A 13808-nucleotide genomic window follows, 5' to 3' on the forward strand; every position below is an offset into this window, starting at 1 on the left:
CTTAATACTAAATAAATTTATTGTCATTCCCTCTCCAATTTTTACGGAGATAATCTTCGAATTTATAACCCTCAATGTCCAGTTCCCCAACGTGATCCGTAACGATGACTTGCGGTTTGAATTGAGTCGTCTCTTTTATCAACTCAATTTCTTCTAAAATCGTCTTATAAATTTGCTCCACCTTTTGGACATCATTCGATTTTTCTTTTGCATTAACAAATATTTTCTCAGGAAAATAAACCTGGCTTGGTTGGTCAAGGAATAGTATAGAAGGTAAAGCTGATTTCTCCTGTAATGCAAAGAAATGCAGGAAGCTTAGAAACAGACTTACATGGCAAGCAAGCCAGTTGGCTCCACTCCCCATTTCACTGAGATATACCCTAGACTTACTTTCTTTATCGTGATGATATAAATCAAATGTATCTAACAGAAAATTCATATCGGCTGGTCTAAACTCTTCTTCAAAGTCCACTTTTTCAATAACTCTGCTTATATTTGTTTTAAAGAATGTTTCTGCTTGTGAGTAATAAGAGTTTAAATTGTATCCATCAATTAGCCTGTTAAGTTCTATAATCCTTACATCTGATTCATTATCATTTTTACGAAGATTTGCTTGTTGCTCTTCAATTTTTTTGCACTCTATATCAATTTCAGCTCTTGCATATACAACTTCATTATCAAGCTTCTTCGTTTTCTTCCATCTGTCAGTAATTTCTTCAATTTTGCTAATTTCATTCCCAAGTCTCCTGATTTCATCATTTAGTTTATCTTTTTCCATGCTTAAATTGTGAATCTGTAAATGGAACTCATTACCTTGAACTTTAACGCTTGCAAGTTCCTCTACAAGCCACTTTTTGGAATGTTTTAATGAAACAATTTTCTTGGTCAGAACTTTTACTCCTTGCCCACATACAGGACAATCATAAGAATCATTATGGTGAAGCGAGTGATTTAATATAGCTTTGAGCGACTTTAAGTTAGAAGAGTAATTCTTTCCATATCCATGACTAAGCTCTAAATTTCTTATACTCATTTCGATATCATATCTTTGCTGTTTCAGTTCTTCACGCTGTTTTTTTAATTCACCATGTCTATGTTCCATCTCTTCTGATAAATAACTTTCTCTTGTGAAGTCAGGCAGGCTCTTTCTTAAACTTAGCAATTTAGTTAATGATAAATTATCATCCAAGGTCTTACCAACTAGCATATAATAACGTTTAAACGTATTTAGCAAATCCCTTTTGATTTTCTCAGTTGATTTGCTATACGATTGTTGTAACTTTTCATTACGCTTCTGTTGTTTTATAAGTTCATCCAATTCTAATCTATAATTATAATATTGCTGGTCTACCCAGCCTGCAAAGACCGGGAACTGTTTAATCGTCTGATCCCGTTTTTGAGAATCTTCAAAACGATAGAACAAAGCAAATTTACTTGCTACTAAATTTTGATGTTGAAACATATATGAAGTCATGTTTCTTACTGATGGTCTTGGTTCATTTTTTATGGCATCTATATTTTCAGTCGAACTAGTTACTGTAATTCCAAACTCTCTTCCTAATTCAATTTTTGCTTGTTCTAAATTCAACTTGTTCTCTTCTGTAAAGAGATCCATTGATAATTCTTTCGGTACAATATCTTGGGAAGTTCGATACAAATACATTTGCTTTTTACCATCATCATCCAATCGGTTTCGAGCTACAACTAGATGGTACTTTGGAAATTTTAGAATAAGAGCAAACAAATGTCCAAACTTTGTAACTTCGCCTTTTGGAATAGTCGATTTTGAGCTTCCAAGGCAATAGTCAATTATTTCAAGTAAAGCGCTCTTACCGCTTTTAGATTCACCCGTTATCACATTTAACCCATCAGTTAAATCAACATGCCTTTTCTCACCTTCATTATTGAATGTAAGAATTGATTTAATATATACATTCATAAAAGCGTTACCCCCAGCAAACGATATACATTCGAGACTTCCATTTTTGAACACAGTAATCCCAAGTAGTGAGCTGCCCTAATAAAATCTCTTACATTTTTATTCAGAGTATCTTTGTAATCAATGGTTTGAGAAAGCTCTATTCCTTCTGAACCCAGTCGAATTCTCCCTTCATTTGCAGCAATAATAAAAGACTGGTTCGTCAAGGTATAAAAATAAAACACTCTCTCTTGGAGACCACCTAATGCAGCAGCCTTATTAACATCATCGACAAACAAACTTCGTAAAGAACTTCTACTCTGTGCTGTTATTAATAATTTTCGAGATGGACGATAATAGATAATTGGCAAGACAATATATAAAAGATTAAAAGGAACTACTGACTTTTCATAACCCGAAATAAATGCATGGATAATTCTACTCATGTAAAATGGATTTAAGGTAATGTTCTGAATATGGTCAATATATTCATATTCCTCATATGTTATTGTTTCATCACGTTCCATGAAAAGCCCCTTTCCTCCACCACTTTATGAATAATTCCTCTCTGAAAAAATGGGCGATTAGGTTTTACCGAATAAAAATCATTAGCTTGCATTTCCATCGCTTTGTCATATAGTCTTTTAGATTTATGGATTATATCCTCCGGATCCGTATGATCACATTCATCTTGAAAAGAAGTTTTGAACTCAATTAATGAATCCCTAATATCCTTTTGAAATTCACCCAAGTCAAGATTAAAAGTGGGGTTGTCAATAGATGAATAGAAAATCGCTTGTTGCGTACGCCAATAATTTGATATTGCACTGGGAATCTTACCGTCATATTTAATATCCTTGATTTCTCTAACAAATTTTCTATCCTTGAAAATCTCATTATCTTGTGGACTGTCTGGTGTATTCGGTGGTAGACGTAATCCTCCAGATGTACTTGTAAATCTATTCCGCACTTCGCATGCAAGGGATTCAAAATCCTCACATGAGATTTCCCAATTATGTGGTTTATCAACAGGAAGGGTAAGTATGTGACCCATCAGGCTATTAATAAAAGGCTTCCTTTCACTTTTCTTAATACTTTTAAAAAAGCTATTCTTCATTATTTTTTTTTCAATGTCTACTATATCGGTCTGGTTGCTATAAAGCTCAACTTTTTCTAGGATAGTTAATATATTCTCAACATCTTGCTTGAAAATCGACTCATAAATTGGGCGAAACCCTTCTTCAGCCTTCTTCACTTCTTGCCCAATCTCCATCAAGATTCTTAATCTTTCATAAGCCTTAACCGAATTCCATGATTTTAGATTACTCTTTTCTCCAAAGGTGGAGGTAGTATATAATATCAGCTTTTTAAAATCCCGCATATTTTGATGATAAGTAACCCAATTCCGTATTGTCTTCCAAAAATCAAGATGACGGTCACTCAATATATGTTCGTCTTGGTGACGCTTGACCTCGATGTTTTTAGAAACCTTTTCTGAGATGATGGAGATATCGCCATATTTTTCAACTAAGATCGTTTCGTTCTCTTCGAGTTCAAGGCAATACAAAAGAACCACATAATAGTGGTAAATATCACCTAACTTAGTCTTAGTATCATCATTTTTCTGCTTAGTCATTTTTGAATACAATGATAAATTCACTTCCTTTGTACTAGAAGTTACGGTCTTATGGTTCGACAACATCTTTGTGATTCCCTTCATTTTCCTTTTTATTTTACAGCTAAAATTACCAAAATTCACATAACGCATTAAGACAGGGAGAGTTACCCATCTTTCAAACCAAGCTACATGATATCAACAAACAACTGGACGATATCGTGACAACAGCAACTCAATGCTTCACAAAATCCGCAAAAAGCTCGCCTTGTTGGAAGCGTAAAAAGAATGTTATATCGGAGCATCAAAAAGTTGGGACAAAACAACAAAAAAAACAGTCATCACAGGAGGAAGCCCTGAATAACTGTTTGTCGTGTTTAATTCGTTTATAGCTGAGAAAAATTTACCGAAAATTAATAATTGCATCGCTAGCTATATAGAAAAGGTAATCTTCTATCAAGAAAATGTAGACATACTCTTCAAACTCAAAATTGTGGATATGTATGATGGAGGCAAGGGGGTTCGAACCCCCTTAGGAAAACAGCGATACATGAGCATCTCCGAACGCAGTCACTCATTTAAATTTCGGCACCGGATACACGGAGTGACGCGCTGACCCGTTACCTAGCCTGATTGATTTTCTTCCTTCGACTCCAGGCGGAAGCCCCGGCGTATCCCACTAAAGTTGAGCCCTAGTCATGCCACATAGGCGATGGAATGGGAGCGCCTCACTTTTTATTAAGCAGCAAGAGAACGTTGTTTGTTGCCAGTTAATGGCGTTCCGCGTTGTTGAAGAAGTATGAAGCCCCCCGGCTCGCTTCTCATACTCTAGCATCTGTCTTTCCCTAGTGCATATTTCATTATTTGACAAGAAAAATATGCACGTTAATTCTTACTCACTAAAGTATAGCCTTTCAGCTTTTTCAGTTAATCGATAAATCTTTCTCTGTTTTCCCTCAATTGTTTCATTATCCTTTTCTATCAATTCCATGTTTTCTAGTTTCTCAGATCTCCTAGTTATTAACTGATGAGAGCAATCTAGTTCTCTAGCAATTAAAGAAGCAAACAATCTTGCCTTTTTATCTTGACTTAGTACATGCAGAATATCTAATTCTATTTCAGGAAGTAAGTTCTCTTTTCTAATTCCATCAAATAATTTCTCATCCTTAAATTTGTAAACCTCTCCAACAGATTCACTTTCTTTACAGCCTAAATAACACATCATTCCAATTTTCTGAAGAATCTCATGATCAGAGTAAAGATAGGTATGTCCACATTTTTTACAAACAAACTGTTTTTGTTCTAACAAATAGTGTTGTAAAAGTTTATCGTAATTAAAATGGCGGGAAATGTAATATTTTCTGTACTTTGTGTCCCCTTTTGGTCTACCAAAGTTTATATTTTGCTCCTGGCACAAACCAAAATTAAGCGAGTAAATACTGATAGTAACACCATCTCTATCGGCCTGTTCATAATACTTACTTACAAAATAATTTAATTCTAATGAGTGCAGAAATTTCTCATATTCTTTATTAATATAAAAGTGACTAGTAGGTATTCTTCCCTTTGGTAATGCCCTAAACAATTCTGTTGAATCTGTTCCTAATTCAGCTTTAAGATTTTTTGCTCTTTCAATTAAGAGATTTACTAAAACTTGTTGAGAATAGCGATCTAATTTTTCGTCAAATGCCTCTTTGAGAAAATTTGTCTTTTCAAAATAATACTTAATCTGATTTCTATAATATTTTTGTGCTGCTTGTTCAATAAGTACTTTTGTTATCTTTTTCCCATAAATAATTGCACTTTGATAACAATAGTGCAAAATATGCCCAAGAATACGTGGAATGTTCATAGAAGCATGGAACAAAGTTTCCAAGTAATCATCCCAAGAATTCTCAGTATCAATTTGGAAAAAATCATCAAAGCTTTGCTCTAAATAATACTCAAATCGTGTTTTAAGCAATCTATCAAGAAATTCCTTAGCTTTTTTTTCGAGATCTGGGAGATCCTTCACTTTATATAATTCATAGTAATCCAGATAAATCTCATCTATTTTACCTTTATCAATGTCACCATAAAAAATTCGCTTTGGATAAGCAGCAACTTTAAATCTAATAAATTTATTAGACCAATTATTTAGTGGTGCTAGCAAATAGTTAACAAAGATCTGCTGTGCTTCATAATCGATCTCAGAGAAATCATCTAGTAATATATGGAGTTTTCTAATACCTACAGATTCTAGTGCTTCTGTTATACATGTTATGAATTCTGTTAAATTAAAGTTCCGTATCAATATACCTGAAAACTCATCATGTTCCTCGGCTGAACCATTTATTTTCTCTCTGAGAGAACCCTCAATATTCAGCTCTGAACTTTTAGATATTTTAGCGTTTGATTTTAATGTTGATTCACCTTCTTTTGAGGCGGTTACTTTTTGTGACCTTTTTAAATTCTTGATTATATCTGCTTCTCTAAAATCTGGATCCTGAATATCACTTTTAATCTCTTCAAGTTTTTTTATTAGGGTTTGATACTCTCTTTTTTTCCAAAGTTTTAAGAGAACGTTCTTTTGCTCTAGATTTTTTAACAACTCTCTAATTAAATCTGTAATAACAGCCATTAAAAAACCTTCGAAAAGCATTATCCTTTCACGTAAATTATCATTCTGATCTAATTTAATCTCTTGTGCAAGCTTACCGTATAGGGTTTTTACATCAACATAAGCGGAAATTTCCGTTTTGCTATTTCTATAATATTCTTGTACTCGAGCGAAGATCGTTGATTTTCCTGTTCCTTTACGTCCCACTAAAAACACAGTATTATCTTGTATCATTTGTTTAAAAACACCGTTATTTGGGAGAGGATCAACATACAGTTTTTCAATTAGATTTTTATCATGGCCTTCATCAAACAACTCAGCACGTTGCGCTAATTTTAATGAGCTAACTAACAAGGAAAAGTTATCTAGAACACTCTCATCCTTCAAGGAAAGTACCTCCTAAAAACAATTTCATTTACATATTTCAACATGAATGGACATTTTCCTACTAAATCCATGTTTCTGGACAATTCCTCAAGTTCTTTTGTAACCACTTGATTTAGTACTCTTTTACCGTCCTATTGTCAAACTTTTATACGCCCCTGAACATATTTATTTTTTTAAGCATATTCGATCAATCATCAGCGCTAATTCTTTCATTTTATGACTTTTTCCATCGAATATTTCGAAAACTACTTTTAATATCCACAAGAATTGCCATAAAAGTAGGGCAACTATAATCATTATACCCATTGAGAGTACTGCCATTGAAAAATCTTCAGACTTGCTGTAAATCCACCCTATAAACTCTGACCAAATCGGCACAAAAAGCAGTGCTATAATTCCTATTCCTATGTAATTTCCTATCTTATAATTTTCTGCTTCCTTCCCTATAACTTCAGCCAATTTGTTCAACTTTTCTGTATCTGTATCCATTTTATACTTCGCTAATATTCGCTCCAATTTTTTCATTTTGAAATTATTCAACTCTTTGTCATCCCAAAGCAATCCATTTTGTCGGCAATTGTAAACCTGTCTCAACAATACTTTTATCCTATGATTTATTATAAAAAAACCCACCCCTTCTAAAAAAAATGCTAATAATAACACCCAGAACAATTTATTTGAAAATGCAACAACAGATGTAAAAGCCCAAAGAATACTTAGCAACGCATACCCAAATACCCATTTTTTTATCTTTTTAGTAATTAGTCTATGGTTACTTAATCCATTAATATAATACGTTATTATTTTATGTTCCATGTTCTATTCCCCTATCATTAAATATTCTATCTAATCTTACGACTTAATAGGTATTAAGTTGCATACTAAGCCTATATTAGGATTAAAAATAATAAAAGCACCTAAAAAAGGTGCTTCAACATTTTTATGTATTTGGTGGAGGCGGGGGGATTCGAACCCCCGTCCGAAAACAGCGATACATGAGCATCTCCGAGCGCAGTCACTCATTTAAATTTCGGTACCGGATTCGCGGAATGACGCGCTGACCCGTTACCTAGCCTGATTGATCTTCTTCCTTCGGCTCCAGGCGGAAGCCTCCGGCGTATCCCACTAAAGTTGAGCGCTAGTCATGCCACATGGGCGATGGAATGGTAGCGCCTCACTGGTTATTAAGCAGCGAGAGAAAGTTGTTTGTTGCCAGTTAATGGCGTTCCGCGTTGTTGTCGAGGTCCGCAGCCCCCCGGCTCGCTTCTCATGCTCTACCATCCCCGTCGAATCCAGAACGCCCCCAGGGTATAAGGTGAGAAAAAGGTGAAGAGCCATTCGATCCGCACCTAGACTGTATCGTTAACATAAGTGTATTGCTTGCTGCCTAATTAATATAGCACAGGTGATAGACAAAACTCAACGTTGATTGCTGCCAAGCCTGCCAGTGCAATCCAATCAACCCTTTTGGCGCTCGCGCAGAGCACGCTCGATATCACGCGCAGACTCTTTCTTCTTGAGGTCTTCGCGTTTGTCGTAGTTCTTTTTCCCTTTGACAAGTGCAAGCTCGACCTTGGCCCAACCGCCCTTCAAATAAATGCTGAGCGGGACCAACGAGTACCCTTTTTCACGAATCAAACCGTTGAGCTTAAGGATTTCCAAGCGACGCATCAGCAGCTTGCGGGTCCTCTCTGGCTCATGGTTGAAACGATTGCCCTGCTCGTACGGACTGATGTGCACGTTGTACAGAAGCAATTCGCCATCTTGCACACGGGCAAAGCTGTCTTTGAGCTGGACACGCGCCGCACGCACGGACTTGATCTCCGTACCGGTCAGCTCAATGCCTGCCTCGTACACTTGCTCGATGTGGTAATCGTGGCGCGCTTTTCGGTTTTGGGCGATTGTCTTGGTTCCGGCCTTATCTTTTGACATGGAGATCACCTCACTTGTACGTACTGCGTTTCGTACCAGTTAGTCTAGCAAATTTTGCCCATTGTGGCAAGTCATTTACCCGGTAAATAGCCAGCCCCGAAAAGGGAAACAGAGCGTTCCGATTACTTTTCGGGGCTTAAACAAGCGTTTAACGGCGTTTCCGTTTCACCTGGCTGGCTACATTTTTGCGATTCTTTTTCTTGGACTTGACGAGATCTTCCCAGAATCCCTTCTGGCGTTTTGTTGGGGTATCCCCTTCTCCTGCACTGATTGGCAGCACCTCTTCACTGCTCGATGCCTGGCCCTTTCCAGCACGGCGAGCAGGGGTGTTCCCTTCCGTTTTACGGCGATCCTTGTATTTCTGACGGATTTCCGCTGGATGCTTCTTGTCCTTTTGCTTGTCTGGACGGCCAGGGCGATCTGGACGACCTGTGCGATTACGATCTTGCTTGCCACGAGTCGGCTTGCGATCTCCGCCGCGCCCATCAATTACGCGAGGAGTGCGTTCGCGACTGCCACGGAATCCAGCAGCCTTTGGCATGCCCACGATTTCGAAGTCGATGGTGCGTTCATCCACATTCACACTCGCTACACGTACCTCGACAACATCCCCGATCCGATACTGCTTACCAGTCCGCTCGCCTACTAAGGCAAACATCTTCTCATGGTAATGATAGTAGTCGTCAGTCAAAAAGCTGACGTGCACCAAACCTTCAATGGTATTAGGCAACTCGACGAAAATCCCAAACGAAGTCACACTGGAGATGACGCCTTCGAATTCTTCTCCCACTCGCTCCTGCATGAACTCCGCTTTTTTCAGATCGTCTGTTTCACGCTCGGCATCGACAGCCAGACGTTCACGCTGTGACGCATGCTCTGCGATTACTGGCATTTGCTCAGCCCAGTAACCCAGACGTTTTTCTGATATTTGATTCCCCAGCTCGATCCATTCGCGAATACGACGGTGAACGATCAGGTCGGGATAGCGGCGAATCGGCGAAGTGAAATGTGTATAAAACTCCGTAGACAAGCCATAATGCCCCAAGCTTTCCGCGTCATAACGCGCTTGCTTCATCGAGCGCAGCATAACCGTACTGATGATGATTTCTTCCGGTGTTCCTTTTACCTCTTCCAACAGCTGCTGCAACGCACGAGGATGGACAGAATTGCCCTTCCCGCGGATCGAGTAGCCAAAATTCGTGATGAACTCCATAAAGGCCATGAGCTTTTCAGCGTTAGGGTCTTCGTGAATCCGGTACATGAACGGCTGCTTCATCCAGTGGAAGTGCTCTGCCACCGTTTCGTTGGCTGCGAGCATGAACTCTTCGATGATCTGTTCCGCAATTGATCGCGTGCGGAAGCCGATTTCCGTAGGTGTACCCTCTTCATCCACATAAATTTTCGCTTCGCGGAAGTCAAAGTCAATGGCACCACGCTGCATTCGTTTCTTACGTAGCGTCAGGGCCAGGTTCTTCATTTCCTCGAACATCGGGACGAGCTGGCTGTATTTCTCGATCAGCGCTTCGTCCTTTTCGTCCAAAATACTTCGTACATCCGCATACGTCATGCGCTCATCTGTACGAATCACGCTCAAAAATATATCGTACTTAACGGTGTTCCCGCCTGCATCCATCTCCATATCACAAGAAATCGTCAAGCGATCCACCTGCGGATTGAGACTGCATATTCCGTTGGACAAGCGATGTGGCAGCATCGGTATGACGCGGTCAACCAAGTAGACACTGGTACCGCGACGATACGCCTCATTATCCAGCTGGGACTTATCGCGAACGTAATAGCTCACGTCAGCGATATGCACGCCGAGTCTTACGTTTCCATTTGGCAGCTTCTCAAGAGACACAGCATCATCCAAGTCTTTGGCATCTGCTCCATCAATGGTGACCATCATCCGATCACGCAAGTCACGACGACCCTTGATCTCTTCCTCGGATATCTCATCTGGTGCCGCCTCAGCCTCAGCTAATACGTCCTCAGGAAAAGCCTCAGGCAAGTTAAACTTGCGGATGATCGACAGAATATCGACGCCCGGATCGTTCTTATGTCCGAGAATCTCGATGACTTCACCCTCTGGATTCACACGCCCCTCTGGATAGCGAACAATGTTCACGACTACCTTGTGACCATCTACTGCTCCGTTGAAGGAGTCTTTCGGGATGAAAATATCTTTGCCGATTCGCTTTTCGTCGGGGATGACAAACGCGTAATGCCTCTCATCCTTGAATGTCCCTACGACCTGCTTGATTCCGCGCTCGACAATGCGAATGATCTGCCCTTCCAGACGATTGCCGCCCGCTTCTTTTTCCACGCGGACAAAAACCGTATCGCCATGGAGCGCTCCATTCATATCATTCGCATGTACGTATACGTCCTCCATGCCCTGCGTTTCCGGGATCACAAATCCAAAGCCCTTCGGATGGCTTTGCAGACGTCCACGTACCAGATTCATTTTTTCAGGCACACCATACCGATTCGCTCTGGTACGGATCACCTCTCCACTTGCTTCCAGTGCATTCAGCGTTTTGACAAGCTCCTTGAACGTAGCAGAATCCTTGACCCCAAATGCTTCTTCCAGCTCCCTCACCGTCATCGGGTGATACGCTTGCTCTCGCATGAACGAGAGGATTTTTTCTTGATGTTCCATTCACAAACCTCCTTTTTCGCGTGGCATTCCCGCGTTTCTCCATGACCATCCTATTATGTAGTATTCACCGTTCCCGCATATCGCAATCGGAATAGAGAAAAAGACAGCAAGTTGCACTCGCTGTCTTTCGGCCATTCGTCTATTACGCTCCTGATTTCAAGAAATACCCGAGCAAAATCGCAAAAATCATGAAGCCAACCGCAAATACAACGGTCAGTTTCCCTAAAAGTGCGTCAATCCCGCGGGCTTTTTGTTTGCCCATCAGTTGCTCAGCGCCGCCACCAATCGCTCCGGAAAGGCCGGCACTTTTTCCCGATTGCAGCAACACGACGATAATTAAGCCAATACTTGCGATCACAAGTAAAATTTTCGCAGCCAATGCCATTTTCATTCACCTCAAAACGTATTTCCAAGGCGGAAAAAACCAATACAACAACTTTATCACACTTGTCTGGTAACAGCAACCCGCTATCCCTTCCATTATAAGAGAAATTCTCTCAAATAATATTGACCGTTATAAGGTAGAATAAGAGCAACGTGTTTTTACGAAAAAATGGCAAATTGTGTACTTTCTTTGTCTTGTTTGGTAGTCGCCTTGATATTGTCAAACTTTTGCCGTAAAATTACCATGAAACTTTATTATTTGCTTTGGGAGGTCTATGTCAGATGGCTGGGTCCAACAAAAAAGACATGAATCAAAACGATGTAATTGATTCCGCGAAGGCCTTTTTCACTTCGTTTGGTATCTTGTTTCTTGTTTTTCTCATTGCACTTGTAGGATCAATTATTTTCCCACCAAAACATGGCGAAGAAGCCAATGGTGGTGGCGCACCAACTGCACAAATTGACGCTGCTGCTGTATTCAAACAAAATTGCGCTTCCTGTCATGGTCAAAATCTCGAAGGCATTGCAGGTCCAAACCTGACGAAGATTGGAGCGACGCTCAGTGCTGACGACATCTCCAAAATCATCAAAGAAGGTAAAGGCGGCATGCCTCCTGGATTGCTGAAGAAACAACCAGAAATTCAAGCGGTTTCACAGTGGCTGTCGGAGAAGAAATAAGTACATAGATAGCCTGTAGGAAAGAAACACCGAAGACTCGTCCTCTTCGGTGTTTTCCGCGTTAATGGGGAGGCTTTTACATATGACCATCAAGATCGAAGCTTTGGGGAAACAAATCCACTCTCCCTCGAGTACATGGCTGTTCCGTGACGTAAATGCTAGCATTGAAGAGCCTACGATTATTGGCATTCTGGGAAAATCAGGCCAAGGAAAAAGTACCTTGCTCCGCATTTTGGGGCGTCTTTTGCAGCCTGACGCCGGTACGGTTCTCTTAGAGAATAAAGAAATGTCTATGTGGGACGCAACAGCTTGGCGAATGCAAATCAGTTATGTGGCACAGCAGGCCGTTATGCTGCCCGGTAGCGTGGAAGACAACCTGCGGACAGTGAGCAGCCTGCATCAGCGTCCTTTTGATAAGAAGCTCGCCTCTGACTTGATGGAGCAGTTATATATGGAAGAGATCGATTGGTCAAAACCAGCCGCTCAACTGTCTGGCGGAGAAAAACAACGACTCGCTCTCGTTCGCACCCTGTTGCTTCAGCCACCTGTCCTGCTGCTGGATGAGGTCACCGCTTCACTCGATACGAAAAGCAAGCAGGCTGCAGAGCGGCTCCTCGTCGATTTGCACCACCAAACGGGTACGACCTTACTTTGGGTCACGCATGATTTAGAAGAAGCGCGAGTCGCTTGTAAGCGCATCTGGTTTATGGCCAACCATCAGCTAGCAGAAGACGCGGAATGTGAAGCGTTTTTCCATTCGCCCCAATCTGTTGAAGCTCGTGAATTTTTGCAAGATGGAAATGTCCATACTGCCTTAAGTGGGGTGCAGCGATGACCCATACTTATACGTTTTCATACATGTGGCTACTTTTTGCCTATGCCTTTGTTTTCATTGCCCTCCTGCTCTCTGTTTGGCAGAAGCTCGGTTTGGAAAAGGACATTTTGATTGGTACCATCCGCTCTACCGTTCAATTGCTCGCGATCGGCTACGTCCTTCATTTTGTCTTTGCTGCCGATAGTGTCTGGTTTATTTTATTGATCATTCTCATGATGATCCTGGTCGCTTCGTGGAACGCTGTTAGCAGAGCGAAGCATTTATCGGGGATCTTTTGGCGGATCGCCATTTCACTTGCGATAACAGAGGTCGTCACCATGGGACTGTTGGTTGTACTTGGACTTGTCTCTCCTACGCCGCAGTACCTCATCCCGATGAGCGGCATGATTATTGGCAGCTCCATGATCGTCACGAGTCTTTTTCTCTCGCATATGAACCGAGAAGTAGAAGCCTCTCGCGGGGAAATCGAAACATTGCTTTGTCTCGGTGCCACTACACGCCAAGCGGTGCATGTGGTATTGAAGCGCGCTGTCAAAGCGAGCATGATCCCTACCTTTGACACGATGAAAACAATCGGACTGGTCCAATTGCCAGGGATGATGACTGGAATGATCGTCGCTGGTGCCAGTCCCATCGAGGCCGTGCGCTACCAAATCCTCATTATGCTCAGCTTTAGCTCCTCTGCTGCCATTTCGGCGGTTCTGATCAGCATGCTCAGCTATCAGCTCTGGTTTACACAGGATTCCATGCTCCACTCATAAATACAAGACTGTCGGACCTTTGCTTCCGGCAGTTTTT

Annotated in this window: 11 protein-coding genes and 2 other RNA genes; 3 read left to right on the top strand and 10 right to left on the bottom strand. The window is 40.8% G+C overall.

All coding sequences use genetic code 11. The features are described 5' to 3' along the window. Positions 1 to 7: 7 nt before the first annotated feature. The 10 genes from C7R93_RS22600 to secG form a co-directional block, all read right to left on the bottom strand. Complete coding sequence (locus tag C7R93_RS22600; protein WP_106840932.1) at positions 8 to 1939, bottom strand: DUF3732 domain-containing protein; 1932 nt, start codon at positions 1937 to 1939, stop codon at positions 8 to 10. Next, positions 1936 to 2445, bottom strand: a complete 510-nt coding sequence (locus C7R93_RS22605; RefSeq protein WP_106840933.1) for a three component ABC system middle component — start codon at positions 2443 to 2445, stop codon at positions 1936 to 1938. The genes C7R93_RS22600 and C7R93_RS22605 overlap by 4 nt, the downstream gene beginning before the upstream one ends. Continuing rightward, entirely contained in the window at positions 2424 to 3566 is a 1143-nt protein-coding gene (locus tag C7R93_RS22610; RefSeq protein WP_158264046.1) for a hypothetical protein, read from the bottom strand. The genes C7R93_RS22605 and C7R93_RS22610 overlap by 22 nt, the downstream gene beginning before the upstream one ends. A gap of 471 nt (positions 3567 to 4037) precedes the next feature. Beyond that, positions 4038 to 4379, bottom strand: a transfer-messenger RNA (tmRNA) gene (gene ssrA, locus C7R93_RS22615). 46 nt (positions 4380 to 4425) lie between these two features. Further along, positions 4426 to 6519 carry a hypothetical protein gene (locus C7R93_RS22620; protein ID WP_106840935.1) on the bottom strand — a complete coding sequence of 698 codons (2094 nt, stop codon included), beginning with the start codon at positions 6517 to 6519 and terminating at the stop codon, positions 4426 to 4428. 165 nt (positions 6520 to 6684) lie between these two features. Then, positions 6685 to 7335 carry a hypothetical protein gene (locus C7R93_RS22625; RefSeq protein ID WP_106840936.1) on the bottom strand — a complete coding sequence of 217 codons (651 nt, stop codon included), beginning with the start codon at positions 7333 to 7335 and terminating at the stop codon, positions 6685 to 6687. Between the two features lie 133 nt (positions 7336 to 7468). Further along, positions 7469 to 7824: a transfer-messenger RNA gene (ssrA, locus tag C7R93_RS22630) on the bottom strand. A gap of 153 nt (positions 7825 to 7977) precedes the next feature. Beyond that, positions 7978 to 8451: an SsrA-binding protein SmpB gene (gene smpB, locus C7R93_RS22635; protein ID WP_106840937.1), complete on the bottom strand. Its 474-nt coding sequence runs from the start codon at positions 8449 to 8451 to the stop codon at positions 7978 to 7980. A gap of 148 nt (positions 8452 to 8599) precedes the next feature. Next, entirely contained in the window at positions 8600 to 11113 is a 2514-nt protein-coding gene (gene rnr / locus C7R93_RS22640; protein ID WP_106840938.1) for a ribonuclease R, read from the bottom strand. Between the two features lie 142 nt (positions 11114 to 11255). After that, complete coding sequence (gene secG / locus C7R93_RS22645; RefSeq protein ID WP_007728789.1) at positions 11256 to 11498, bottom strand: preprotein translocase subunit SecG; 243 nt, start codon at positions 11496 to 11498, stop codon at positions 11256 to 11258. A gap of 281 nt (positions 11499 to 11779) precedes the next feature. On the opposite strand from secG, the gene C7R93_RS22650 reads away from it, so the two are divergent. The 3 genes from C7R93_RS22650 to C7R93_RS22660 all read left to right on the top strand — a co-directional run bounded on the left by C7R93_RS22650 (position 11780) and on the right by C7R93_RS22660 (position 13771). Continuing rightward, positions 11780 to 12175: a YqzM family protein gene (locus tag C7R93_RS22650; RefSeq protein WP_106840939.1), complete on the top strand. Its 396-nt coding sequence runs from the start codon at positions 11780 to 11782 to the stop codon at positions 12173 to 12175. A gap of 82 nt (positions 12176 to 12257) precedes the next feature. Then, the gene (locus tag C7R93_RS22655; RefSeq protein WP_106840940.1) at positions 12258 to 13010 is read left to right on the top strand and encodes an ABC transporter ATP-binding protein; all 753 of its coding nucleotides are present in this window, start codon (positions 12258 to 12260) and stop codon (positions 13008 to 13010) included. Further along, positions 13007 to 13771 carry an ABC transporter permease gene (locus tag C7R93_RS22660; protein ID WP_106840941.1) on the top strand — a complete coding sequence of 255 codons (765 nt, stop codon included), beginning with the start codon at positions 13007 to 13009 and terminating at the stop codon, positions 13769 to 13771. Before C7R93_RS22655 ends, C7R93_RS22660 begins: the two co-directional genes overlap by 4 nt. The last annotated feature ends 37 nt before the right edge of the window (positions 13772 to 13808 follow it).

It is taken from the genome of Brevibacillus fortis (assembly GCF_003013395.1).
GTDB lineage: Bacteria > Bacillota > Bacilli > Brevibacillales > Brevibacillaceae > Brevibacillus > Brevibacillus fortis.

Coding starts and splice junctions, on each gene's coding strand:
- C7R93_RS22600 (WP_106840932.1), bottom strand. CDS start 1,939: ATGAATGTATATATTAAATCAATTCTTACATTCAATAATGAAGGTGAG.
- C7R93_RS22605 (WP_106840933.1), bottom strand. CDS start 2,445: ATGGAACGTGATGAAACAATAACATATGAGGAATATGAATATATTGAC.
- C7R93_RS22625 (WP_106840936.1), bottom strand. CDS start 7,335: ATGGAACATAAAATAATAACGTATTATATTAATGGATTAAGTAACCAT.
- smpB (WP_106840937.1), bottom strand. CDS start 8,451: ATGTCAAAAGATAAGGCCGGAACCAAGACAATCGCCCAAAACCGAAAA.
- rnr (WP_106840938.1), bottom strand. CDS start 11,113: ATGGAACATCAAGAAAAAATCCTCTCGTTCATGCGAGAGCAAGCGTAT.
- secG (WP_007728789.1), bottom strand. CDS start 11,498: ATGGCATTGGCTGCGAAAATTTTACTTGTGATCGCAAGTATTGGCTTA.
- C7R93_RS22650 (WP_106840939.1), top strand. CDS start 11,780: ATGGCTGGGTCCAACAAAAAAGACATGAATCAAAACGATGTAATTGAT.
- C7R93_RS22655 (WP_106840940.1), top strand. CDS start 12,258: ATGACCATCAAGATCGAAGCTTTGGGGAAACAAATCCACTCTCCCTCG.
- C7R93_RS22660 (WP_106840941.1), top strand. CDS start 13,007: ATGACCCATACTTATACGTTTTCATACATGTGGCTACTTTTTGCCTAT.